Genomic DNA, 23083 nt, shown 5'->3' with positions numbered 1-23083 from the left:
TACCGCTGACTCGGGATATCGCGGCAGTGCGGTCTGCTGTGTCCGAAAGTTGCCGGGGTCCTGCCGGGCCTATCTCGGATAGATCTCGGGTGATGTCTATTATTTTCTCAGAGATCTCTTAGAAAGCTTCCTTTGCGGCGCTAATTACAGCTCGAAAAGGTGCTCCCGACCTGCGTTCATGCGCATAGTGCCTGATCAGAGATGCATTGGTCGGTTGTCCAGATCACAATGAAATGCGATATGTAGTCTACGTCACAATCCGCCGGAATTTCGTAACCGTATTTGTGCACGCCCCGATGTGCCATGTGTCAGCCAGTTCGACTGGATTTGTTTTCGACGAAGAGGAAATTTCATGATCCCCGTTATCATCGACACCGGTTCCGCGGCTCTGGACGGCCTGTTCTCCACCGGTAGCGCTGCTCTGCACGGTATTTTCAACACCCTGTGGACGGGTTCGTTCGGCGGCTGATAGCGCTGTCTCGGTCGATCGCTTCGACCGCGTGGACGCCGCTGTGACGGCGTACGACGAGGGAAGGCCTCGCGCCGATGGTGCGGGGCCTTCCTTCATGTTGAGGCACCCGCCTACCGGGGGGTAGGCCACGACGGATTCCGGCCAACTAAGCTGGTGCGCGGTAATTGCCGACCCCCTTTCCTCCCAGGAGTGCCCCACAGTGAGCCAAGCAGGCCGCCCTGTTGTTCTGATCGCCGACAAGCTCGCCCAGTCGACCGTCGACGCGCTCGGTGACGGTGTCGAGGTCCGCTGGGTCGACGGCCCCGACCGTCCCGCGCTGCTGGCCGCGGTGCCCGAGGCGGACGCCCTCCTCGTCCGCTCGGCGACCACCGTCGACGCCGAGGTGCTCGAGGCCGGGAAGAACCTGAAGATCGTCGCCCGCGCCGGCGTCGGCCTCGACAATGTCGATGTGCCCGCCGCCACCGAGCGCGGCGTCATGGTGGTCAACGCGCCCACCTCCAACATCCACACCGCCGCCGAGCACGCCGTCACGCTGCTACTGGCCGCGGCCCGCCAGATCCCGGCCGCCGACGCCACCTTGCGCGAGCGCACCTGGGCGCGCAGCAAGTTCAACGGTGTCGAGATCTTCGACAAGACCGTCGGTGTGGTCGGCCTCGGTCGCATCGGCCAGCTGTTCGCCGCGCGTCTCGCCGCCTTCGAGACCAAGGTGATCGCCTACGACCCCTACGTCTCCCCGGCCCGCGCCGCCCAGCTCGGCATCGAACTGCTGCCCCTGGACGAGCTGCTCGAGCGCGCCGATCTGATCTCGGTGCACTTGCCGAAGACTCCGGAGACCAAGGGCATCATCGGCAAGGAAGCCATCGCCAAGACCAAGCCGGGCGTCATCATCGTCAACGCCGCCCGCGGTGGGCTGGTCGACGAGCAGGCGCTCGCCGACGCGATCAAGTCGGGTCACGTGCGTGCCGCCGGTCTGGACGTATTCGACACCGAGCCGTGCACCGACAGCCCGCTGTTCGACCTGCCGCAGGTCGTGGTGACCCCGCACCTGGGAGCGTCCACCGCCGAGGCGCAGGACCGCGCGGGCACCGACGTCGCCAAGTCCGTACTGCTTGCCCTGGCCGGTGAGTTCGTGCCGGGTGCGGTGAACGTCACCGGTGGCGCCGTCGGCGACGAGGTCGCGCCGTGGCTGGAGATCGTGCGCAAGCAGGGCCACCTGCTCGGTGCGGTGTCCAACGAGCTGCCGGTCAGTGTCGAGGTGCAGGTGCGTGGCGAGTTGGCCGCGCAAGATGTTGCGGTGCTGGAACTTTCGGCGCTGCGCGGCATCTTCTCCGCGCTGGTCGAGGACCAGGTCACCTTCGTCAACGCTCCTGCCCTGGCCAAGGAGCGCGGCATTAGCGCCGAGGTCACCAAGGTTTCGGAAAGCCCGAGCCACCGCAGCGTCGTCGACCTGCGCGCGGTCTTCGGCGACGGCAGCACGCTGAATGTGGCGGGCACGCTGACCGAGCCGCAGCAGGTGCAGAAGATCGTCAACATCAACGGCCGCAACTACGACATGCGCGCCGAAGGCCTGAACCTGGCCGTGCTGAACTACGACGACAGGCCGGGCGCGCTCGGCAAGATCGGCACCAAGCTCGGTGAGGCCGAGATCGACATCCTCGCCGCACAGCTGAGCCAGGATGTCGACAAGGAGGGCGCGACCGTGGTTCTACGTGTCGCCCGCGAAGTCCCCGCCGACGTCCAAGCCGCGATCGCCGAATCCGTCGGTGCGGCCAAGATCGTCCTGGTCGACCTGTTCTGACCACTACCGGCGCCGCGCACGTCGAGCGTGCGCGGCGCCGTCACCTGTACCGGGCATGACATGTCACGCCGCGCACGGTGACTGCCGGGCTGCGCGGCCTGCCCGACAGCGGCGTGCGGTGCGGGACGAAGTACGGTGGCGGTCGGCAATACTGAACGGAGCCTTGTTGTTATGAAGCTTGCTGTTATCGCTGGCGATGGGATCGGCCCCGAGGTCATCGCGGAGGCGCTCAAGGTGCTCGACGTGGTGCAGCCGGGCGTCGACAAGACCGAATACGACCTCGGCGCGCGGCGCTACCACGCGACCGGTGAGATCCTGCCGGATTCGGTACTGCCGGAGCTGAAGCAGCACGATGCGATCCTGCTCGGCGCGATCGGCGACCCGTCGGTGCCCAGCGGTGTGCTCGAGCGCGGACTGCTGCTGCGCACGCGATTCGCGCTGGATCATCACGTCAACCTGCGTCCGTCGAAGCTGTACCCGGGCGTGACCAGTCCGCTCGCCGGCAATCCGGATATCGACTTCGTAGTCGTGCGCGAGGGCACCGAGGGCCCCTACACCGGCACCGGCGGCGCGATCCGGGTGCAGACCCCGCACGAGGTCGCCACCGAGGTCAGCACCAATACCCGTTTCGGCATCGAGCGCGTCGTCCGCTACGCCTTCGCCAAGGCACAGGCGCGGCGCAAGCACCTGACGCTGGTGCACAAGAACAATGTGCTGACCTTCGCCGGTTCGTTGTGGCAGCGCACGGTCGACGAGGTCGCGGCGGAGTTCCCCGAGGTGCAGACCGCTTACCAGCACATCGATGCCGCCACCATCCACATGGTCAATGACCCGGGCCGCTTCGATGTGATCGTCACCGACAATCTCTTCGGCGACATCATCACTGACCTCGCGGCCGCCGTCAGCGGCGGAATCGGCCTGGCGGCCAGCGGCAATATCGACGCCTCCGGAACCAACCCGAGCATGTTCGAGCCGGTCCACGGCAGTGCCCCCGATATCGCGGGGCAGTCCAAGGCCGATCCGACCGCCGCGATTCTGTCGGTGTCGTTGCTGCTCAACCACCTTGGAAACACCGAAGGCGCCGCCCGCATCGAAGCGGCGGTCGCCAAGGATCTCGTGTCGCGCGGCGGGGCGGCCTCGACTGTCGAGATCGGAGATCGGATCGCTGCGGCGGTCTGACGTGTTCTGCCTGACGGCCCACGCTCGAGCGAGTTCGAGCGCGGGCCTTTCGGGTTCGCAGGAACGCGAGGGAGTCCGATGAGCGAGCGTCGCGGACCGTATACCGATGTGGATCTGCACCGTTTACCGGACGGCGGTAAGGGTTTCGAGCTCGAGGACGGCTGGTTGATCGCGGTCCCGGGCGGTGCGCGTCACGATTTCGTGGTGCAGCGGCTCGGACGGCTCATCGATATCGCGGCCGGTGGCGCCGCGGTGCACGTATGTATCGGCGGTGGTTGGGAAGTCAACACGCCCAGCGGCATTCGCAAGCCCGATATCGTGGTGGTCCCGAGAGATGTTGCGCGGGCGGCGATTATCGCCGAAACTCCCAGGCTGCTCTCCGGTGCGGAGGTGCTGCTCGCCGTGGAGATCGTTGCGCCGGGCGACGGCAGCGAACGCACCGATCGGGTCAGGAAGGTTCGCGAGTACGCGGCCATCGACATTCCGCAGTACTGGATAGTCGAGCATCATCCGGAGGCCCGGATCCACCGAATGCTGCTCGCGGACGGCGTCTTTCGCGCCCATCCAACGGTGACGGCAGGAACCGTATTCACCGCGGCGATCCGAGCCGATCCACCGTTTCGGGTGAGTTTCGATCCGGCCGCCTTGATCGAGATCTGACCTATTCGCGCTCGGTCAGCGCGCGGCAGACCGCCGTGGCCCTGCCGCGAATCGAGTCGTGGACGGCGCCCGCGATGACATCGTGGACTTGCGCCGCGGGCGCGGCGATCGGCCCGATGATATCGAACACCGCACCGGCGGCCGCTCGATGCTGCTGTTCGATGACAGTGGCTGCCGCACTGACGGATTCGGTGAAGCCAGGATCAACAGGTTGGTGGGGTCGGCGGATTCGGCATGTCGGGTGGGCTAGGCATCGGGGGTGGGCTGGGTGGCGTGGGCATGCGCGGTGGGGCGGGGAATCCGGCTGGCGGGGTAGGGAATCCGGGTGGTGTCGGGGGGACTGGAGGGTTGGGCGGCATCGGGGGTGTGGGCGGAATCAGGGGTGTGAGGAACGGGCCCATCGGGGGCATCGGGCCGCTGAAGCGTTGGAATGCCGCTTGGCGGGAGGTGCCGAGGAGATCGCCGATTTCGGCCCAGGTGTGGCCTTCTTCGCGCGCCTGCCGGGCCAGGGTGTGCAGGATGTCGTCGACGAGTCGACTCAGATTTCGGGTCGCCGTGAGCGCGGCGAGCACCGGCACGCTGGGCGTGCCCTCCTCCGGGCCCAGCACACCCACGACCAGTTCCGCATTGGCGGACAACAACTTTCCGAGCATCGCCCGCTCGTCCTGCGGGTCTACGCGCTGCTGTTCATCGGACATTTGTAAAGCCTGGCTTGACACTGGCATCTTGTCAAGGCTGGGTTTACATGACCGGTCGGCGGGTGTGAATCCATTGCTTGACCTAGGGATGGCGCCTATCGCGAGGACCCGCAAGGCCCCCGCGCCGCGTTCAGTCGAAGATCGGGCGGACAACGTCTTCTCGGATCGGCTTCGATCCTGCGGCGCGACCTGAATCTGCGATTCCCTGCGGAGGCCAATATGCATCGCGCCCGCCCCGGCGAACCGGAACGGGCGCGAATTCCTAAGGGGCAGTTATTCAGATCGTCGATCAGTGGGGACCAGCGGAACCGCCGCCATCGCCAGCACGGCGGCCAACAGATATGCGGCGGGGAAACCGCTGGCGGTGATCAGCGCGCCGAAAACCGGTGGTATGGCGGCCATTGCGAGGTTCTGGCCGGTGTTCTGGATGCCGAGTCCACGTCCACTCCAGAACGGTCCGGCGATCTCGGCGACTGCCGTGAATGCCAGACCGTTATCGGAGACCGTGATGACCGATGCGGCGATCAGCAGCGGAATCGCGGCCCACCACGCATGCGTCCATGCGGCCGAAGCCAATGCGGCCATGGAGATTACGGCGGCGATGGCAACGGTGCGCAGCGGTCCCAGTCGGCTGCCGACGCGATCGGACCATGCGCCCGCGCCGATTCGTCCTATGGCGCCGAGGAATTGGGTTCCGGTCACCAGAGCGCCCGCTACGGGCAGCGACCAGCCAACGTCACTGTGCAACCACAATAATGCGAAAGTCCATACGGTCCCTTGGGGAATGCACAGCAGTACCGACACCGCATGGATGCGCCACAACGTTGAATCACCGCGATAGGGGTTGGCTCGATCCGCCGGCGCGCCCGCTGGCCGTGGCGGATCGACGATCCCGATCAGGCAGCCCAGCGCGGCGACGCCCGCCATCACCGCGGGCACCAGAACGGCTGCCGCGACCCCGTGCGCGGCCGCAACCGCCGGAATGCTGAGCGCGCCGATGCCGACGCCGATGGGCTGTGCGGTCTGTCGAATGCCCATGGCCAGTCCGCGCCGCTGCGGCGGGAACCAGCCGACGATCACCCGACCGCTGGCGCCGTTGGTGCTCGCCGCACCGACGCCGCCCAGGAACAGCAGTGCGCCGAGCAGCAGGTGATCGGTGACAGTAGCCGCCGCGACGCCCGCCCCGAACATCAGCAGCGGTCCGCTGACCAGCACCTTGTGCTCGCCGATCCGGTCCACGACATATCCCCAGGCGATCAGCGTGCACACCAGGCCGACCGTCGGCATGGCCACGAGCAGACCCGCGGTAGCAAGCGGCATGCCACCGGCCGTCAGCGCGGGCAGAAGAAATGGAACCCCGTGGATGAAGACGGCGCTGGAGGCCTGGGCGAACACGCCGAGGCCGAGCATGGACCACCGTCGGACGTCGCGCATCTGCGTCACGGTCGTAGCCATCAGCCTCACCTCGGAATCTCGGAATGTGGGAATGAGTTCTCATTGTGTGAACATCGAGTCTCACCGTACACCCAGTGGGCAAGTGGAATCCCCTGTGGTTCTGTCGAACTGCTCACATCGCGAGCAGCCGCACCCGCCGCCGCGCGCGGTTGCGGACCGCTCGGTCGGGCGCGTTCGAGCAGGTCGAGGGCGGTCGATAGACTGCGGTGCATGCGTCTAGGTCGAATCGCCAGTCCCGATGGAGTCGCTTTCGTCAGCATCGAAGGGGAGGGGAGCGAGAGCGTCGTCAAGGAGATCGCGGAACATCCGTTCGGTACTCCGACATTCACCGGGCGGAGTTGGCCGCTGGCCGATGTGCGCCTGCTCGCGCCGATTCTGGCCAGCAAGGTGGTCTGCATCGGTAAGAACTACGCCGCGCACGCGGCCGAAATGGGCGGGGTCGCACCGGCGGATCCGGTGATCTTCATGAAGCCGAGCACCTCGATCATCGGCCCGAACGCGTCGATCGTATTGCCGCCCAGCTCATCCCAGGTCGACTACGAAGGCGAGCTCGCGATCGTCATCGGCCGTCCGTGCAAAGACGTGCCGGCCGCCCGCGCACTCGACGTGGTGCTCGGCTACACCGTCGCTAACGATGTGACCGCGCGCGATCAGCAGAAGCACGACGGCCAGTGGACCCGGGGCAAGGGCTACGACACCTTCTGCCCGCTCGGCCCGTGGATCGAAACCTCGCTCGACCCTTCGGATCTGGAGATCGTCACCGAAGTCGACGGCGAGGTCCGCCAGCGCAGCCGCACTTCGCTTCTGCTGCACGATATTCCGAAGTTCATCGAGTGGGTGACCACGGTGATGACACTGCTGCCCGGCGATGTGCTGCTCACCGGCACCCCGGAGGGCGTCGGCCCGCTGCGGGCCGGGCAGAACGTCTCCGTGACCGTCGAGGGCATCGGAACCCTCACCAATCCTGTTGCCGCCAAGCGCTAGTCGAAAGAGAGCCATGACTGAAGTACGGGTCCGCTTCTGCCCGTCACCGACCGGAACGCCGCATGTCGGCCTGGTCCGGACGGCACTGTTCAATTGGGCGTACGCCCGCCACACCGGCGGCAAGTTCGTCTTCCGCATCGAAGATACCGATGCCGCACGCGATTCCGAAGAATCATACGGCGCGATCCTGGACGCACTGCGTTGGCTCGGCCTCACCTGGGACGAGGGGCCGGAGGTCGGCGGGCCCTATGCGCCCTATCGGCAATCGCAGCGACGCGAGCTGCATATGGAAGTCGTGCGGAATTTGCTGGCGGCCGGTGAAGCGTACGAATCCTTCTCCACCGCCGAGGAAGTCGAGGAGCGCCATCGGGCCGCGGGCCGCGATCCGAAACTCGGCTACGACAACTACGATCGCCATCTCACCCCCGAGGAGATCGCGGCCCATCGGGCCGCCGGACGCCCGGCGGTAATCCGGCTCCGAATGCCCGACGAAGACATCACCTGGCGCGATCTCGTGCGCGGCGAAACCACCTTCAAAGCGGGTACCGTGCCCGATTTCGCACTCACTCGCGGTAATGGCGATCCGCTCTATACGCTGGTTAACCCGGTCGACGACGCATTGATGAAGATCACCCATGTGTTGCGCGGCGAGGACATTCTCTCGTCCACTCCGCGTCAAATCGCGCTCTATGCGGCTATGCGCCGGATCGGTGTCGCGGAGTTCACTCCGGAGTTCGGTCATCTGCCGTTCGTGATGGGGCAGGGCAACAAGAAGTTGTCCAAGCGCGATCCGGAGTCGAATCTGTTCGTCCATCGGGATAGGGGATTCATCCCGGAGGGTTTGCTGAATTATCTGGCGCTACTCGGCTGGGGCATCGCGGATGATCGCGATGTTTTCTCGATGGCCGAGATGGTGGCGGCCTTCGATATCTCGAAAGTGAATTCGAATCCGGCCCGTTTCGATCAGAAGAAGGCAGACGCGCTCAACGCCGAACACATCCGATTGCTGGAGCCGGGTGATTTCACGCACCGCTTGCGTGAGTTCCTCACTGCACACGGCCACATCGGCGCCGACATCGACGACAAGTTGTTCGCCGCGGCCGCCGAACTTGTGCAAACCCGGATCGTGGTGTTGTCCGACGCGTGGGATCTGCTGCGTTTCTTGTTCGCGCCCGCGGAAGAGTTCGCGATTGATCCGGCGGCGGGGTCGAAGAACCTCGGTTCCGAAGCCATCCCGGTATTGGACGCCGCCATTGCCGCGCTGGAGCCGCTGACGGCCTGGACCACCCCCGCTATCGAGGATGCGCTCAAAACCGCGCTCATCGATGATCTGGGGCTCAAACCGCGCAAGGCGTTCGCACCAGTGCGAGCGGCAGTGACGGGTTCGCATATCAGCCCGCCGCTGTACGAATCGCTGGAGCTGCTCGGCCGCGAGACGAGCCTGGCTCGGCTGCGCTCGGCGCGGGACTGGACGGCACCGGCCTGAAAATCCGCCCTTGACCGAAAAACAGGGCGTTGACCAGCCGATTTGTAGTAGACCGTATGCGGTTTGGTACTCTACTTCTCGGCTCGGAACAGGGCCTCGGGTCAGCCGGACACGAGGTCGAACGTCCTGGTCATTGGGGTATGGTGTAATTGGCAACACAGCTGATTCTGGTTCAGCCATTCTAGGTTCGAGTCCTGGTACCCCAGCGGAAATGTTGTTCTTCTCTCGGCGCGCGACCGAAAGTTGTTCAGCATCCGGCGATTTGGTCGCCGAGCTTCGGTCGGCTAAGCTAACCGAGCTTCCACTGATCGAAAGATCAACCGGAAAGATCACCCGCTGAAATGCGGGAGATCGAGTCCTGGCCCCGTCGTCTAGCGGCCTAGGACGCCGCCCTCTCAAGGCGGTAGCGCGGGTTCGAATCCCGTCGGGGCTACGACGAGTGCAAGGCTCATGCTCACACAGAGCGTGAGCCTTTCTCGTTTTCCGCATTGTCTTGTGGGGGTGAAACCCCCACACCCCACCCGGGGGCCTTCGCCCCGGACCCCTGAGTCCGGCCGGGGGCTTCGCCCCGGAACAGCAGGTCAGGGTGCCGTTGGGCGTGGGTGCGCTGTTTCCTTGGTGGTGCTGGGCACTTTGTCGTGGCATGTCACTATTTGGCCATCCGCGCTCACGCGAAGCGGTGTGCGGGCCGCGCCGGGATCTGGCAGGCGTTGCCGTGGTTGCGGGTGCGGGCATGCGGTCGATGCTCCATGCAGGGTGCACCCAGTCACCCGAGTGGCTGGATTACCGGAGTTGGCCGAATTGGTGGCGAGTTTCGGGGTGCCAAAAGGCCCTCCAGCGGTTCGCTGGAGGGCCTTGGTGGTGTGGGCCTATCCGCTCTTGCGGCGGAACTCTCGCTTGTGGCTGGCGTTGCCGTGGGGGGAGGTTGCCTTGGAGCGGCCGTCGAGGTGGTCGTTCGACTTGGCGTGGTGCTGGTTTTTGCGCTCCAGGGCTTCCTTGAACTTGCGTTTGACGTCTTCGGTGCTCGGTGCCGCCTCGCCGTTGGACCTATCTGCTTCCGCCATGTCTGCTCCTCGTCGTCGCGGCCGGGTGGCGCGCCACGAGGCGTCGCCGCGCTGCCGATTCGGGTCGATCAGGGTTGACGCTACTGTGCCGCATCCGGCGTGTCAGGCGGATTTTGCCCGCGTGGCGCGATCAGTCGAGGGGTTGGGCGGTGGTGCCGCCGAGGGGGAGTTGGGGAAGGCCGAGTTTGCGGTGGTCCCAACTGCGGAGGCGATCCGGGACTACGCGGACCGCTATGCGCTTGTTGAGCATCTGCTCGACGAGCGGGCGGACTTCTTCGCTGTAGGGGCCGGTGTAGCGCTCCCAGACGCTCACGCCGACGGCGAAGAGCTTGTCCGGATCATCGATGATCTCTGCGTGGCCTTCGATCGAGACGCCGCGCAACTGGTCGTAGGTCTGGCCTGCCTCGACCATGCAGGTCACGCGAGGGTCGCGGCCCAGGTTCACTGCCTTTTGCGACTTGGCCTTGGTCTCGAACCAGATCTCGCCGTCGATGAGCGCGTACCACATCGCGGTCAGGTGCGGCGCACCGTTCGGGCCGATGGTGGCCAGCGTCGCGATGCGGCTGCGCTGCAAGAATTCGGAAATCTCGGCATCGGACATGACGATCTGTGCCCGTTGGTTTACTCCCATGCGCACCAACTTTAGAGCTTTAAAACTAGAACGTGTTACAGCCTCTTGTTGAGTGCGTCCGCGGCGGCGACCAGGTCGGCCGCCCAGCGGGCGCCCGGCCTGCGCCCCATGCGATCGATCGGCCCCGACACCGAGACCGCCGCGATGACGTGCCCCGCGGCGTCGCGCACGGGTGCGGAGACGCTGGCCACACCGCTGGCCCGCTCCGCGGCGCTCTGCGCCCAGCCACGCTTGCGGACCTCGGCCAGCGCCCGCTCACCGAATACCGCATCGGCGAGGATGATGCGCTGCAGTTCCGGATCCGCCCAGGCGACCAGCACCTTCGCCGCCGAACCGGCGGTGAGCGGCAGGCGTGCCCCGATCGGCACGGTGTCGCGCAGGCCGACAGGCGGTTCCAGGGCGGCGATGCAGACCCGCGCATTGCCGTCTCGGCAGTAGATCTGGACGCTCTCGCCGGTGATCTCGCGCAAGCGCGGGAGAATGGCCGCGGCGGCCTCGTGCAGTGGATCGCTGGCCCCTGCGGCGAGCTCGGCGAGGGCTGGTCCGGGCCGCCACAGACCGTTGTTGTCGCGGGCGAGCAGCCGGTGTACCTCTAGCCCGACGGCCAGGCGATGGGCGGTGGCCCGGGGCAGGCCGGTGCGGGTGCACAGTTCGTTGAGACCGCATGGGTGCTCCGCGACGGCATATAACACTGACACCGCTTTGTCGAGGACGCCGATACCGCTATGCTGTCTCATAGAACGATATTAGCGTCTCGGATACTGAGAAAGCCACTTAACGGTCTGCTCGCTCCGGACGCGTCGGAACAGCCAAAAAACTTGTGCAGCCGTGAGCGCTCCTCAGCCCGGATCGCGTACCTCGGTTGCTCGTCGGAAAGGTGATCGAGAATGGCCGAGCGCCGCACACTGGCCGAGAAGGTGTGGGAGCAGCATGTCGTCGCCCGCGGAGCGGGCGAGGGCGCCTCGCGGGAGCCCGATCTGATCTACATCGATCTGCACCTCGTGCACGAGGTGACCAGCCCGCAGGCCTTCGACGGACTCCGCGCTGCGGGCCGTCCGGTGCGCCGTCCCGATCTCACCATCGCGACCGAGGACCACAACGTCCCGACGATCGATATCGATAAGCCGATCGCCGACCCCATTTCGCGCACCCAGGTCGAGACGCTGCGCCACAATTGCACGGAATTCGGTGTGCGCCTGCATCCGATGGGGGACCTGGATCAGGGCATCGTGCACGTCGTCGGGCCGCAATTGGGTTTGACCCAGCCGGGGATGACGGTGGTGTGCGGCGATAGCCACACCTCCACCCACGGCGCATTCGGCGCGCTGGCCATGGGCATCGGCACCAGTGAGGTCGAGCACGTCCTTGCCACGCAGACGCTCTCGCTGCGCCCGTTCAAGACCATGGCGATCACCGTCGACGGCCAATTGCCGCCCGGTGTCACGAGTAAGGACCTGATTCTGGCCGTCATCGCCCAGATCGGTACCGGCGGTGGTCAGGGCTATGTGCTCGAGTATCGCGGTGAGGCCATTCGCGCCATGTCGATGGAGGCGCGAATGACGATCTGCAACATGTCGATCGAGGCGGGCGCGCGGGCGGGCATGATCGCTCCTGACGAAACCACCTATGAATTCCTCAAAGGACGCCCGCACGCGCCGCAGGGAGCCGACTGGGATGCCGCAGTGGCCGCCTGGGAGGCGCTGAAGACCGATGAGGGCGCCGTTTTCGACGCCGAGGTGCACATCGATGCCGCCGCGCTGAGTCCGTTCGTCACCTGGGGTACCAACCCGGGACAGGGTGCGCCGCTGGGCGAGCAGGTGCCCGATCCCGCGCAGATTTCCGACGAGACGGCACGTGAGTCCGCGGTGAAAGCTTTGCGATACATGGATTTGGAGCCGGGTACTCCACTTCGTGATGTATCGGTCGACGCCGTATTCGTCGGTTCGTGCACCAACGGGCGCATCGAGGATTTGCGTGCGGTGGCCGGGATTTTGAAGGGGCGCCGCGTCGCCGACGGGGTGCGAATGCTGGTTGTACCGGGATCTATGCGGGTGCGTGCCCAGGCGGAAAAAGAAGGACTGGGCGAGATTTTCACTGCGGCGGGCGCCGAATGGCGTCAGGCGGGCTGCTCGATGTGCTTGGGAATGAATCCCGATCAGCTCGCACCGGGTCAGCGCTGTGCTTCGACTTCGAACCGTAACTTCGAGGGTCGGCAGGGCAAAGGTGGCCGTACACACCTGGTTTCCCCGCTCGTAGCGGCCGCAACGGCGGTCCGCGGCACCCTGTCCTCGCCTGCGGATCTGGACTGAACGGCGCGCGGACGACGTTGTGTCCGCGCCGATTCGTTCTGTTGCCCGCCCAAATCGTCTAATGACCCAGGAGAATCAGCAAATGGAAGCCTTCACCGTGCACAAGGGGATCGGAGTGCCGCTGCGCCGATCCAATGTCGACACCGATCAGATCATTCCGGCCGTGTACCTGAAGCGGGTGACGCGAACGGGATTCGAGGACGGACTGTTCGCAGCATGGCGATCGGATCCGGACTTCATTCTGAACACCGAACCCTATAACCGGGGCAGTGTGCTGGTGGCCGGCCCGGACTTCGGTACCGGATCCTCGCGCGAACACGCGGTTTGGGCGCTGTCGGACTACGGCTTTCGCGTCGTCATCTCGGCACGCTTCGCCGACATCTTCCGCGGCAATGCGGGCAAGGGCGGACTGTTGGCCGCGCAGATGTCACAGAACGATGTCGAAATGCTCTGGAAGTTGCTCGAGGAACAGCCGGGTCTCGAATTGGTAGTAGACCTCGAGGCGCGCACGGTGACGGCCGGAACCGTCGTGTTGCCGTTCGATATTGATGACTACACGCGGTGGCGTCTGCTCGAAGGATTGGACGACATCGGGCTGACACTGCGGCGTAGTGACGTCATCGGCGAGTTCGAAAAGGCAAGGCCAAGTTGGAAACCCACAACCCTTCCGGCGCATATTTCGCAGGCGTAATCACCCGGTAGCGATAGCTGAGTTCGCCTTGGGGCGGTAGCTGGACGTGTGCTAAACCACATGAATTTTGGCGTGGCACATAGACTCTTGCCCAAAGTGGGTTTACCGTGGTACCTAGTCGGTCCGACGACGGGCCATTAGTCTGCGGAGGATTCAATGAACAAGGCGGAACTGATCGACGTTCTGACCGAAAAGTTGGGTACGGACAGGCGCACGGCCACCGCGGCAGTCGAGCATGTGGTCGACACCATCGTGCGCGCGGTGCACAAGGGTCAGAGCGTCACAATCACCGGATTCGGTGTGTTCGAACAGCGTAAGCGTGCGGCTCGTGTCGCGCGGAACCCGCGTACCGGCGAAACCGTGAAGGTGAAGCCCACTTCGGTGCCGGCGTTCCGTCCGGGCGCGCAGTTCAAAGCCGTCATTGCGGGTAAGCAGAAGCTGACCGCGAGCGGCCCTGCGGTAAAGCGCGGCGCGAATGCACCGGTGGCAGCCAAGAAGGCGGCCGCGAAGAAGACGGCGGCCAAGAAGACCGCCGCCAAGAAGACGACCGCCACCAAGGCGCCCGCGAAGAAGACGGCTGCCAAGAAGGCCCCGGCAAAGACGACGGCGCGCAAGGCAACTGCCACCAAGACGGCTGCTAAGAAAGCACCCGCTAAGAAGACGGTCGCCAAGAAGGCGACGACGGCGGCCAAGAAGGCGACGACGGCGGCCAAGAAGACCACCGCCGCCGCCAAGAAGACGGTCGCGAAGAAGGCGCCCGCGAAGAAGACCGCGGCCAAGAAGGCTCCGGCACGTCGCGCGCGCTGACGCTGAAGGTGCACTGCCGCCGGGTGATTCGGCTCCGCTAGGCTGAATTACCGGCAAACCGACTCGAAACGGCCCCGAGGTTCGCCTCGGGGCCGTTTCGGCTGTCTGCGTCGGGACTTGGTGTCGAGAAGCGACCGTATGACGGTTGTGGTCCCCTCGAGACGTCAGGACTCGTCTGCGGCGTCAGGACTTGACGATGGCGGCCGAGAGTGACCGGTCGAGGTGGTCGGCGGCGACCAGTCGACCCGAGACCAACGACAGCACCCACACACTGCCCTTGCGGTTGCGCGCGGACGGCAGTGTGATGCCGTCCCGATCGGCCCACCACTGCAGCAGATCGGGAATTACCTTGCCCTGACTGCACAGAACGCGCACCGCGCGATCCGACACGAGTGATAGGGCGCGTTGTCGAGCCTTGTCCGGCGCTGCGGCATAAGCGGTTTCGGAAAAATCCGGTTCGATGCCGATGGTCGTGCCGAGTTTCTCCGCTAGCGGTTCCATCGTCTGGACGCAGCGCAGCGGATCGGCCGAAAAGATCTCGGACGCACCGAATGCCAGCAGATTCGGGACCAACGCATCGGCTTGGGCCCGACCGGCTCGCTCCAGCGGGCGCTGTTCGTCCGGACCGTCGAATCGGTCCCTGCTGCCCGCCTTGGCGTGCCGCACCACAACCAGCGTGCTGGTGGCGGCGGGCAGGCGGGTGAAGGCGCGCATCACCTGCCGGTCCATCGGATACGACAATTGGTCCATCACCCGGTCCAAGGTGTACCAGGACAGCGCATCGACCTCGGAATTGGCGCTGAATTCACCGCCGGAAACCTCGGCGGCCCAATAGTCCACCCGCTTGAGTTTCCGATGTCCGGGAATCGGATATGTGACATGCCCGAGGTAGCGGCCGAGGCGGCAGCCGAGGCCGGTTTCCTCGCCGACCTCGCGCACGGCGGCGATCACCGGTGTCTCGCCCGGATCGAGCTTGCCTTTCGGCAGCGACCAATCCTGATACTTGGGGCGGTGCACCACGGCGACCTCGATGGCGCCGGATTCAGCGGACGTTCTACGCCACAACACCGCGCCCGCAGCGTGAATGTTGGCTGTTACCCGAGGATCCCAGAACGGCCCGCCGTCCATCTCGTATCCCGTCGTACCACTCACGACTGCGCCTCGATGGTGCTCGGCTCCGTCATGTGCGATTGCGCGCTGTATTGATGGTTCACTCGCTGCCGCTCGTTCACGGCTGATCCGGTCTCCGCACTCGCATCATGAATTGCTGGTGGTCGCGCACCTCGACCCCGTTGCTATCGGCGCCGTCGGGGGAGGCGTGCCAGCTGCCGTCGGCTTGGAGTACCCAGCAGCGCGTGGTCGGATACAGCGCCGAGTCGAAGACCGAGCCCAGCTGCTCGCACAGCCTCGGATCCTTCACCTGCGCCATGACTTCCACGCGCCGGTCCAGATTCCGGTGCATCATGTCGGCGCTGCCGATCCAGTATTGGTCCTGGGCCTGGAAGTGCAGAATTCGCGAATGCTCCAGGAAGCGACCGAGAATCGAGCGCACCTCGATGTTCTCGCTCATCCCCTCGACACCGGGTCGCAGACCGCAGATGCCGCGCACTACGATCTGCACCGTTATACCGGCCTGAGAAGCTCGGTAGAGCGCGTCGATGACTTGCTCGTCGACAATTGCATTGGCCTTTATCCGGATTCGCGCCGGGAACCCCTGGCGTGCCAGCTCGATCTCGCGCTGGATCCGCTCGATGATTCCGGCGCGCACACCCTGCGGTGCGACAAGCAGGTTGCGGTAGTTGGCCTTTCGCGAGTAACCGGTCAGCGAATTGAACAGATCGGTCAGATCGGCGCCGATTTCCGGTGCGGCAGTGAGCAACCCGACGTCCTCGTAGAGGCGCGCGGTCTTCGGGTTGTAGTTGCCGGTGCCGATATGGCAGTAGCGGCGGATGGTCGAACCCTCGCGACGCACCACCAGGCAGGTCTTGCAGTGCGTCTTGAGGCCGATGAGGCCGTAGACGACATGCACGCCCGCCTGTTCCAGCGCCCGGGCCCATTTGATGTTGGCCTGTTCGTCGAAGCGGGCCTTGATCTCGACCAGCGCGACCACCTGTTTACCCGCCTCGGCCGCGTCGATGAGCGCGTTCACGATCGGGGAGTCACCGGAGGTGCGGTACAGGGTCTGTTTGATCGCGAGCACCTGCGGGTCGGCGGCGGCCTGTTCGATGAAGCGCTGCACGCTGGTGGAGAACGAGTCGTAGGGGTGGTGCACCAGCACATCGCCCTCGCGCAGCGCCTGGAAGACGTTGCGCGGGGTTTCGCGCTCGCCGAATGCGGGCGGCGTCGCGGGCACATACGGCGCGTCCTTGAGATTGGGCCGGTCCACGCCGTACACCTGCCACAGGCAGGACAGGTCCAGTAGGCCCGGCACCTGGATCACATCGCCGGGATCGACCTCGAGCTCACGCAGCAGCAGATCGAGCATGTGCTCGGTCATATCGTCGGAGACCTCTAGTCGAACCGGCGACCCGAAGCGGCGGCGAGCGAGTTCTCGCTCCAACGCCTGCAGCAGATCCTCGTCGCGATCCTCATCGACCTCGAAATCGGCATTGCGGGTGATCCGGAACGAGTGGTGTTCGACGACCTTCATACCCGGGAACAGCAGATCGAGGTGCGCGGCGATCAGTTCTTCCATCGGCAGGAAGGCCGCGACCGGGGAGCCGGAGTCGGTGCGCCGCACCCGAACGAAGCGATCGACGTTGTCGGGCACCTTGACGCGGGCGAAATGTTCGCCGCCGGTGGAGGCATCCTTCACCGTCACCGCGAGGTTGAGACTCAGGCCGCTGATGTAGGGGAACGGGTGCGCCGGATCCACCGCGAGCGGGGTGAGTACCGGAAAAACCTGATCCTGGAAGTAGCCCGAGAGGCGTTGGCGCTCATCGTCATCCAGATCGGACCAGACGATGACGGCAATGCCCTCGGCGGTCAGCGCGGGCAGTACCGAGTCGAGGAAGACGCGGGCGTGCCGGTCGGCGATCTCCTGGGCGCGCGCCGCGATCAGTTCCAATTGTTCGGTGGGCGAACGGCCGTCGGCCGAACGCACCGAAAGTCCGGTCTCCGCACGGCGTTTGAGGCCGGCGACGCGGACCATATAGAACTCGTCCAGATTGGAGGCGAAGATCGCAAGGAATTTCGCGCGCTCCAACAATGGCAGCGATGCGTCCTCGGCAAGTGCGAGAACTCGGGTGTTGAAGTCGAGCCAACTGAGTTCGCGGTTCAGGTAGCGATCACGTGGCAACCGCTGGGGACCGCCATCCTCGACAGGCGGTGTCGCGGCGGGCAGTGCGGTCGGCAGCACCTGTTGTTTGACGGTTTCGATATCGCTCATGCCCGCGCCTCGCTGGCACGCGGCACCGACATGCGCGACGCACGCTGGTTCCGGAATAGCTTGCTTCGCTCACTCACGCCAACGATCATCCCCTACAAACCGGGCCGTGTGCAGCCCGACGCCATCATTGCCGTGCGTATCACGCCGGATGTGGCGACCGGCTAGCACACCCGGCGTACCTGCTCGTGAACCCGAATCGGCCAACCGATGTCGTGCAGGACAGCACCTGTGGAATCGCCCGCGCCGAGTTCGACGGCGCGGTCCAGATCCTCGGCGGTATCGACGTCGAGCCGCAATCCGGGCCAGTCACCGTGCAGGTCGACCGCACCCGCGTCGATGTGTCGACGCGCCGAGCCCGGACCGAAGCGCGGATCCAGCGGGGCAACGGTATCGCGGACCAATAACGCGGACGTGCCGCTGCCGGCGTGGTCGACGATGACCGAGCGGACTCCGGCCGGCGCGGTGGTCAGCATGTCCGAGAGTTCGTCGGGGCGCAAGGCGGGCAGATCCGCCTGCAGGGCCAGCAGCTCGATCGGACCGTGCCGGTGTCGCAATGCGGTGGCCGCGTCGCTGAGCGCGGTGTTCAGGCCGTCCGGATCGGTCGCGTCGATCGCCTCGCGGCGGGGTTCGGGATGCACGACCGCGCCGAGCGTGCGAGCCACCTCGGCGACGACCGGGTCCGGGGTCACCACGGTGACCGATGCGATCTGCGGAACCGCGACAGCGGCGGACACGGTGTCGGCGAGCATGGCGAGCACCAGCCGGGCCCGGTGTTCCGGGCGCAACCGATCGGCCAGACGGCTCTTGGCCCGATCGAGGCTCTTCACCGCGATCACGGCGTGCAACGCATGCGGACGCATGCTGCTAATCCTTCCATGAGTGGTTCCGTGGCATATTGGGCAGATGACGAGGGCGGCGGTGCTGGGCGCGGGATCATGGGGGACCGCGTTCGCGAAGGTGTTGGCGGACGCGGGAACCGACGTCACGATCTGGGCCAGGCGGCCCGAGGTGGCCAAGGCCCTGGCCACGGAACATCGCAATCCGTTCTATCTGCCCGATGTGCAACTACCCAGCGTGAGAGCCACCCACGACCACGCCGAGGCGCTCGAAGACGCCGACATCGTGGTGCTCGCGGTTCCGTCCCAATCCTTGCGCGCGAATCTCGAGACGTGGCGGGACTCGATCGGGCCGGATGCCGCGCTGCTGAGCCTGGCCAAGGGCATCGAGACCGGCACGCTGCTGCGGATGAGTCAGGTCATCGGTGAAGTCACCGGTGCCGACGAGAGCCGGATCGCGGTGCTGTCCGGTCCGAATCTGGCCAAGGAGATCGCCGCCGAGCAACCCGCGGCCACCGTGATCGCCTGCACCGATGCCGCGCGGGCCGTCGCACTGCAGCGGGTCTGCGCGAACGGCTACTTCCGGCCCTACACCAATACCGATGTGATCGGCTGCGAGATCGGTGGTGCGTGCAAGAACGTCATCGCGCTCGCCTGCGGCATCGCCTCGGGAATGGGATTGGGCGACAACTCGATTGCCAGCCTTATCACCCGCGGGCTGGCCGAGATCATCCGGCTCGGGGTCGCACTCGGCGCGGAGCCGGTCACCTTGGCCGGACTGGCCGGTGTCGGCGATCTGGTCGCCACCTGTACCTCGCCGCTGTCGCGCAACCGGTCGTTCGGGCATGTGCTCGGGGCGGGCGGGTCCATGGAGGCGGCCCAGGAGGCCACCCATGGTCAGGTCGCCGAGGGTGTGAAGTCGTGCACATCGGTACGGGCGCTGGCCGCGGCGCACAATGTCGAGATGCCGCTGACCACGGGGGTGCACCAGGTATGTCATGAGGGCGTTTCGGTGCGCGAGGCGGTCGACAATTTGCTGGGTCGGCGGATCAAACCGGAATAGGGGCGAACGCTATAGCCGCACGGGCACGAGGTTGGTTCAGCACCCATAACGGGTACGGTTCCGTGCATGACGAACCGGATCAGGGTTGCTGTGGTGTTCGGCGGGCGCAGTAACGAGCACGCCGTCTCGTGTGTGTCGGCCGGCAGCGTGCTGCGCAACCTCGATCCGGAAAAGTACGAGGCAGTGCCCATCGGCATCACCCTCGACGGCGCCTGGGTGCTCGGCGGTTCCGAGGTGGCCTCGCTCGGATTCAAGGACAATGCGCTGCCCGCTGTGGACAGCAGCGGCACCGCGCTCACGCTGGCCGCCGATCCGAGCCGGTCCGGCTCGTTGGTCGCGCTCGATGATCCGACTGCGGCACTCGGTTCGGTGGATGTGGTGTTCCCGATTCTGCATGGTCCGTTCGGTGAGGACGGCACGCTGCAGGGCATGCTCGAATTGGCCGGGGTGCCGTATGTCGGGCCGGGCGTACTGGCCAGCGCCGCTGGCATGGATAAGGAATTCACCAAGAAACTGCTCGCCGCGGAGGGGCTACCGATCGGGCGGCAGCTGGTGCTGCGGCGCGGGACCAACACGCTCGATGCGGACGAACGTGCGCTGCTGGGCCTGCCGGTATTCGTCAAACCGGCTCGCGGTGGTTCCTCTATCGGCATCACCAAGGTCACCGACTGGAGCGAGTTGGACGCGGCGATCGCGACGGCGCGCGAACACGATCCGAAGGTGATCGTGGAGGCGGGCATTGTCGGACGCGAAGTCGAATGTGGCGTGCTGGAATTTCCGGACGGGCGGGTCGAGGCCAGTGTGGTCGCCGAGATTCGGATGCCCGACGCCGATGCCGCAGCACCGGAGTTCTACGACTTCCACACCAAATACCTCGACGATGTTTGCGAATTCGATGTTCCGGCGAAACTGGACGACGAAGTGTCCGACAGCGTCAGGGAACTCGCGGTGCGGGCGTTCAAAGCGCTCGACTGCCAAGGGTTGGCGCGGGTGGACTTCTTCGTCACGGCGGAGGGGCCGGTGATCAATGAGATCAATACGATGCCCGGCTTCACCTCGATCTCCATGTATCCGCGGATGTGGGAGGCGACCGGAATCGACTACCGGGCACTGGTTTCCACGCTGATCGAAACGGCGCTCGCACGGGGTACCGGGTTGCGGTGAGCGACCCTCTTTTGGTCAGGACCGCGCAGTCGGTGTCGCAAGTAGAGCTGGTGTGGCGAAACGACCCGGCGTGCGACGTCAGTTCGGCAGCGGGCCGGGATCGATCGGCTGGGCCGGTATGCTGGCGGTAATCGTGTCCGAAACTCCTTGCAGCGGAGTCGGTCCGGAGCCATCGGGGACGGTCAGCGCGATATAGGTCGCGCGATCGACGGCGAACCAGGTGCTCGCCTTGGCGGCCGCATCGCGGACCTCGAACCACTGCACGCCATTCACGATCTGTAGCGGCGAGGCGCGGTTGAACTCCAACGGTCGCTCCAAACCGCAGCGCAGCACGATGGCGTCGCCGCCGTCCGTGCGCTGCCAGGCGCGAGTCGCTGGGGGAGCCGGCTCCACCAGCGTGGATTTGGAGTAGTCGCCGAGATCGACCGGCAATGCGGGCAGCAGCGCGGCGCACGCCGGACCATCTGCTGCGGGTGCGGGAACCGGACCGAGGACCAGCGGCTCGCGTTCGGTCGGTGCGCGTAGGGCAAGGACCGCGGCGACCAGAACGGCGACTACCAGCACGACCGGGAGTGCGACCGCGGTCGCGATCAGCGCGGGCGGGTAGCCGCTGGATTCGGTCGCCGGCTTGTCGGCGGATTCGGTGCTGTCGGCGGCTGCGGGCTCGGCGTCGGCGGTACTGGCGGCCGCGGGTTCGGTGTCGGCGGCATCGGTTGAGGCTGTTGCGGAGTCGGCGGGCTCGGCGTTCGCGGCATCGGTTGAAGCTGTGGCGGGCACAGCATCGGTAACGGTTGGGGCTGCTACGGAGTCCGCGGGTTCGGTGTCGGCGGCACCGTTTGAAGCTGTTGGGGTGCCAGCGGTCTTGGCCTCGGCGGCACCGGTTGAGGCTGGTGCGGGCTCGGTGGGTTCGGCATCGTCGGCACTGGCGGAGGCTGGTGCGGGCTCGGCGTCGGCCGCCGGGGACGGGCTCTCGGCTCCGCTGTGATCGACGGTGGACGTGGTTTGTGCCGCAGCGCTGTCCGCCGCGGAATCGGTCGTCCCTTTCGGCAGCTCGGCCTTGGACGACTCCGCCTCCGACGAATCGCGGTCCGACGATTCCGCCGCCATGCTCACCGGTCCTTCCTGTTCGCGCCGGCGGGCCCGGTCACCTGGGGGATGGATGCCGCGCACCGGCCTGGTAGTACTCGATTGCCTTGGAAAGGGTACCCTCGGGGCGATTTCAGCCAGCACGACGCCGGGAAGGGACCAGGTCATCAGCGACAGCACACGGCCGAGAACAGTGCGTGAGCTGGGGGAGTTCGCACTGATCGAGCGGATCAACTCGGGGCGGGTGCAGGCGCCCGGCGTGCTGCTCGGCCCCGGTGACGACGCCGCCCTGGTGGCCGCGCCGGACGGCCGTTTCGTGGTCACCACCGACATGCTGATCCAGGATCGACATTTCCGGCTCGACTGGTCCGATCCGCGCGATATCGGGCGCAAGGCCATCGCGCAGAATGCCGCCGACGTGGTCGCGATGGGTGCCGTGCCGACCGCATTCGTGGTGGCGTTCGGTTGCCCGGCTGATACGCCGCTCGAGCTGGTGGATGGGCTCACGGACGGGATGTGGGCCGAGGCGCGCCGGGCGGGCGGTTCCATCGCGGGTGGCGATGTGGTGCGCAGCCCGCAGCTGGTCATCTCGGTCACCGCTTTCGGCGATCTGGACGGCCGCGCGCCGATCACCAGAGCCGGTGCACGCGTGGGGGATACGGTCGCGGTGGTCGGTCGCCTCGGCTGGTCCGCAGCCGGGTTGGCGGTGCTGACCGCCGGATTCGATCCGGCAGACGAACTATTCGCCGAAGTGCTTGCGGCCCATCGGGTCCCACAGCCGCCCTATTCGGCTGTGCTCGCTGTTGTCGCCGATTCCGCTGCCGAAGTGAACAACTCGGGAGCGTCTCCTGCGGAAGGCGTACTCGGCTCGGAGCACATCGGGGTGTCGCCTCAGAACGCGACGGAGTTCGGATCGGAAGGCATCATCGGGTCTCCCACCGAATGGCCCGCGACACCCACCGCACTCACCGACATTTCGGACGGATTGCTCGCGGATCTGGGCCATATCGCCGAGGCGTCCGGCGTAGCCATCGATATCCACGCGAAGGCATTGCGCGATCCGGCTCTGGCGACCATCGCGCGGCGTCTGGATGCCGATGCGGCACAATGGATTCTGACCGGCGGCGAGGATCATGCGTTCGTCGGAACCTGGCCCGCGCACCGAGAGCTGCCGCCCGGTTGGGTGCCGATCGGGCGGGTGTTGGCAGGTCACGGCATCACCGTTGACGGCGTGCGGTATCCGGGCAGTGGGGGCTGGGAATCGTTCAGCGGGGTGGACTCGGCATCCGAGCCCGAGCCACGATAGGTTGTG

Annotated in this window: 21 protein-coding genes and 2 tRNA genes; 13 read left to right on the top strand and 10 right to left on the bottom strand. The window is 65.8% G+C overall.

Annotated features, from left to right (window positions below):
* The first annotated feature begins 671 nt into the window (after positions 1-671).
* The 3 genes from serA (at position 672) to ACFYOW_RS18250 (ending at position 4109) form a co-directional block, all read left to right on the top strand.
* On the top strand, positions 672-2270 hold the full coding sequence (serA, locus tag ACFYOW_RS18260) for a phosphoglycerate dehydrogenase (RefSeq protein ID WP_387289268.1): 1599 nt from the start codon (positions 672-674) through the stop codon (positions 2268-2270).
* 171 nt (positions 2271-2441) lie between these two features.
* The gene (locus tag ACFYOW_RS18255; protein WP_387289266.1) at positions 2442-3449 is read left to right on the top strand and encodes a 3-isopropylmalate dehydrogenase; all 1008 of its coding nucleotides are present in this window, start codon (positions 2442-2444) and stop codon (positions 3447-3449) included.
* A gap of 78 nt (positions 3450-3527) precedes the next feature.
* Positions 3528-4109 carry a Uma2 family endonuclease gene (locus ACFYOW_RS18250; protein ID WP_387289264.1) on the top strand — a complete coding sequence of 194 codons (582 nt, stop codon included), beginning with the start codon at positions 3528-3530 and terminating at the stop codon, positions 4107-4109.
* Between the two features lies 1 nt (position 4110).
* Here ACFYOW_RS18250 and ACFYOW_RS18245 read toward each other — a convergent pair whose 3' ends face one another.
* The 3 genes from ACFYOW_RS18245 to ACFYOW_RS18235 all read right to left on the bottom strand — a co-directional run bounded on the left by ACFYOW_RS18245 (position 4111) and on the right by ACFYOW_RS18235 (position 6262).
* Positions 4111-4239, bottom strand: coding sequence for a hypothetical protein (locus ACFYOW_RS18245; RefSeq protein WP_387289262.1), 129 nt, complete (start codon positions 4237-4239; stop codon positions 4111-4113).
* Positions 4240-4312: 73 nt separating this feature from the next.
* On the bottom strand, positions 4313-4807 hold the full coding sequence (locus ACFYOW_RS18240) for a hypothetical protein (protein WP_387289260.1): 495 nt from the start codon (positions 4805-4807) through the stop codon (positions 4313-4315).
* Between the two features lie 273 nt (positions 4808-5080).
* Positions 5081-6262, bottom strand: a complete 1182-nt coding sequence (locus ACFYOW_RS18235) for an MFS transporter (RefSeq protein ID WP_387289257.1) — start codon at positions 6260-6262, stop codon at positions 5081-5083.
* A 210-nt stretch (positions 6263-6472) separates the two neighbouring features.
* Here ACFYOW_RS18235 and ACFYOW_RS18230 point away from each other — a divergent pair, with 210 nt between their 5' ends.
* From ACFYOW_RS18230 to ACFYOW_RS18215, 4 genes are all read left to right on the top strand, one after another.
* Positions 6473-7246: a fumarylacetoacetate hydrolase family protein gene (locus ACFYOW_RS18230; RefSeq protein WP_387289256.1), complete on the top strand. Its 774-nt coding sequence runs from the start codon at positions 6473-6475 to the stop codon at positions 7244-7246.
* A gap of 13 nt (positions 7247-7259) precedes the next feature.
* Positions 7260-8732, top strand: coding sequence for a glutamate--tRNA ligase (gene gltX, locus ACFYOW_RS18225; protein ID WP_387289254.1), 1473 nt, complete (start codon positions 7260-7262; stop codon positions 8730-8732).
* Positions 8733-8866: 134 nt separating this feature from the next.
* Positions 8867-8938: transfer RNA gene (locus ACFYOW_RS18220), tRNA-Gln, on the top strand.
* Positions 8939-9092: 154 nt separating this feature from the next.
* Positions 9093-9165, top strand: a tRNA-Glu gene (locus tag ACFYOW_RS18215).
* A 436-nt stretch (positions 9166-9601) separates the two neighbouring features.
* On the opposite strand, the gene ACFYOW_RS18210 is transcribed toward ACFYOW_RS18215, so the two are convergent.
* The 3 genes from ACFYOW_RS18210 to ACFYOW_RS18200 form a co-directional block, all read right to left on the bottom strand.
* Complete coding sequence (locus ACFYOW_RS18210; RefSeq protein WP_387289252.1) at positions 9602-9796, bottom strand: DUF5302 domain-containing protein; 195 nt, start codon at positions 9794-9796, stop codon at positions 9602-9604.
* Between the two features lie 130 nt (positions 9797-9926).
* The gene (locus tag ACFYOW_RS18205) at positions 9927-10427 is read right to left on the bottom strand and encodes a PPOX class F420-dependent oxidoreductase (protein ID WP_327101194.1); all 501 of its coding nucleotides are present in this window, start codon (positions 10425-10427) and stop codon (positions 9927-9929) included.
* Positions 10428-10462: 35 nt separating this feature from the next.
* Positions 10463-11164, bottom strand: coding sequence for an IclR family transcriptional regulator (locus ACFYOW_RS18200; RefSeq protein ID WP_387289251.1), 702 nt, complete (start codon positions 11162-11164; stop codon positions 10463-10465).
* A gap of 150 nt (positions 11165-11314) precedes the next feature.
* On the opposite strand from ACFYOW_RS18200, the gene leuC reads away from it, so the two are divergent.
* The 3 genes from leuC (at position 11315) to ACFYOW_RS18185 (ending at position 14234) form a co-directional block, all read left to right on the top strand.
* A complete protein-coding gene (leuC, locus tag ACFYOW_RS18195) occupies positions 11315-12736 on the top strand; it encodes a 3-isopropylmalate dehydratase large subunit (protein ID WP_387289249.1) in 1422 nt (473 codons plus the stop codon).
* A gap of 82 nt (positions 12737-12818) precedes the next feature.
* Positions 12819-13427 (top strand): 3-isopropylmalate dehydratase small subunit, encoded by a 609-nt coding sequence (leuD, locus tag ACFYOW_RS18190; RefSeq protein WP_364389249.1) that lies wholly within the window; start codon positions 12819-12821, stop codon positions 13425-13427.
* Positions 13428-13583: 156 nt separating this feature from the next.
* The gene (locus ACFYOW_RS18185) at positions 13584-14234 is read left to right on the top strand and encodes an HU family DNA-binding protein (protein ID WP_387289247.1); all 651 of its coding nucleotides are present in this window, start codon (positions 13584-13586) and stop codon (positions 14232-14234) included.
* Positions 14235-14417: 183 nt separating this feature from the next.
* Here ACFYOW_RS18185 and ACFYOW_RS18180 read toward each other — a convergent pair whose 3' ends face one another.
* The 3 genes from ACFYOW_RS18180 to cofC form a co-directional block, all read right to left on the bottom strand.
* On the bottom strand, positions 14418-15362 hold the full coding sequence (locus ACFYOW_RS18180; RefSeq protein WP_387290056.1) for an NUDIX domain-containing protein: 945 nt from the start codon (positions 15360-15362) through the stop codon (positions 14418-14420).
* 100 nt (positions 15363-15462) lie between these two features.
* The gene (locus ACFYOW_RS18175) at positions 15463-17622 is read right to left on the bottom strand and encodes an RNA degradosome polyphosphate kinase (protein ID WP_387289245.1); all 2160 of its coding nucleotides are present in this window, start codon (positions 17620-17622) and stop codon (positions 15463-15465) included.
* A 161-nt stretch (positions 17623-17783) separates the two neighbouring features.
* On the bottom strand, positions 17784-18482 hold the full coding sequence (gene cofC, locus ACFYOW_RS18170; RefSeq protein ID WP_387289243.1) for a 2-phospho-L-lactate guanylyltransferase: 699 nt from the start codon (positions 18480-18482) through the stop codon (positions 17784-17786).
* A gap of 43 nt (positions 18483-18525) precedes the next feature.
* Here cofC and ACFYOW_RS18165 point away from each other — a divergent pair, with 43 nt between their 5' ends.
* A complete protein-coding gene (locus ACFYOW_RS18165) occupies positions 18526-19521 on the top strand; it encodes an NAD(P)H-dependent glycerol-3-phosphate dehydrogenase (protein WP_387289241.1) in 996 nt (331 codons plus the stop codon).
* A 66-nt stretch (positions 19522-19587) separates the two neighbouring features.
* The gene (locus ACFYOW_RS18160; protein ID WP_387289239.1) at positions 19588-20685 is read left to right on the top strand and encodes a D-alanine--D-alanine ligase family protein; all 1098 of its coding nucleotides are present in this window, start codon (positions 19588-19590) and stop codon (positions 20683-20685) included.
* Between the two features lie 78 nt (positions 20686-20763).
* On the opposite strand, the gene ACFYOW_RS18155 is transcribed toward ACFYOW_RS18160, so the two are convergent.
* Entirely contained in the window at positions 20764-21792 is a 1029-nt protein-coding gene (locus tag ACFYOW_RS18155) for a DUF3515 family protein (RefSeq protein ID WP_387289237.1), read from the bottom strand.
* 172 nt (positions 21793-21964) lie between these two features.
* Between ACFYOW_RS18155 and thiL the strand changes: the two genes are divergently transcribed.
* Entirely contained in the window at positions 21965-23077 is a 1113-nt protein-coding gene (gene thiL / locus ACFYOW_RS18150) for a thiamine-phosphate kinase (RefSeq protein WP_387289236.1), read from the top strand.
* The last annotated feature ends 6 nt before the right edge of the window (positions 23078-23083 follow it).

The organism is Nocardia sp. NPDC006982, assembly GCF_042869435.1.
Classification (GTDB): domain Bacteria; phylum Actinomycetota; class Actinomycetes; order Mycobacteriales; family Mycobacteriaceae; genus Nocardia.
This window is presented reverse-complemented; position numbering and strand designations above follow the sequence as displayed.

What these genes read in the sequence shown, in the direction of transcription:
- ACFYOW_RS18255 (WP_387289266.1), top strand. Translation starts at nt 2,442, where the DNA reads ATGAAGCTTGCTGTTATCGCTGGCGATGGGATCGGCCCCGAGGTCATC.
- ACFYOW_RS18250 (WP_387289264.1), top strand. Translation starts at nt 3,528, where the DNA reads ATGAGCGAGCGTCGCGGACCGTATACCGATGTGGATCTGCACCGTTTA.
- ACFYOW_RS18240 (WP_387289260.1), bottom strand. Translation starts at nt 4,807, where the DNA reads ATGTCCGATGAACAGCAGCGCGTAGACCCGCAGGACGAGCGGGCGATG.
- ACFYOW_RS18235 (WP_387289257.1), bottom strand. Translation starts at nt 6,262, where the DNA reads ATGGCTACGACCGTGACGCAGATGCGCGACGTCCGACGGTGGTCCATG.
- ACFYOW_RS18230 (WP_387289256.1), top strand. Translation starts at nt 6,473, where the DNA reads ATGCGTCTAGGTCGAATCGCCAGTCCCGATGGAGTCGCTTTCGTCAGC.
- gltX (WP_387289254.1), top strand. Translation starts at nt 7,260, where the DNA reads ATGACTGAAGTACGGGTCCGCTTCTGCCCGTCACCGACCGGAACGCCG.
- ACFYOW_RS18210 (WP_387289252.1), bottom strand. Translation starts at nt 9,796, where the DNA reads ATGGCGGAAGCAGATAGGTCCAACGGCGAGGCGGCACCGAGCACCGAA.
- ACFYOW_RS18205 (WP_327101194.1), bottom strand. Translation starts at nt 10,427, where the DNA reads ATGGGAGTAAACCAACGGGCACAGATCGTCATGTCCGATGCCGAGATT.
- ACFYOW_RS18200 (WP_387289251.1), bottom strand. Translation starts at nt 11,164, where the DNA reads ATGAGACAGCATAGCGGTATCGGCGTCCTCGACAAAGCGGTGTCAGTG.
- leuC (WP_387289249.1), top strand. Translation starts at nt 11,315, where the DNA reads ATGGCCGAGCGCCGCACACTGGCCGAGAAGGTGTGGGAGCAGCATGTC.
- leuD (WP_364389249.1), top strand. Translation starts at nt 12,819, where the DNA reads ATGGAAGCCTTCACCGTGCACAAGGGGATCGGAGTGCCGCTGCGCCGA.
- ACFYOW_RS18185 (WP_387289247.1), top strand. Translation starts at nt 13,584, where the DNA reads ATGAACAAGGCGGAACTGATCGACGTTCTGACCGAAAAGTTGGGTACG.
- ACFYOW_RS18180 (WP_387290056.1), bottom strand. Translation starts at nt 15,362, where the DNA reads ATGGACGGCGGGCCGTTCTGGGATCCTCGGGTAACAGCCAACATTCAC.
- ACFYOW_RS18175 (WP_387289245.1), bottom strand. Translation starts at nt 17,622, where the DNA reads ATGAGCGATATCGAAACCGTCAAACAACAGGTGCTGCCGACCGCACTG.
- cofC (WP_387289243.1), bottom strand. Translation starts at nt 18,482, where the DNA reads ATGCGTCCGCATGCGTTGCACGCCGTGATCGCGGTGAAGAGCCTCGAT.
- ACFYOW_RS18165 (WP_387289241.1), top strand. Translation starts at nt 18,526, where the DNA reads ATGACGAGGGCGGCGGTGCTGGGCGCGGGATCATGGGGGACCGCGTTC.
- ACFYOW_RS18160 (WP_387289239.1), top strand. Translation starts at nt 19,588, where the DNA reads ATGACGAACCGGATCAGGGTTGCTGTGGTGTTCGGCGGGCGCAGTAAC.
- ACFYOW_RS18155 (WP_387289237.1), bottom strand. Translation starts at nt 21,792, where the DNA reads ATGGCGGCGGAATCGTCGGACCGCGATTCGTCGGAGGCGGAGTCGTCC.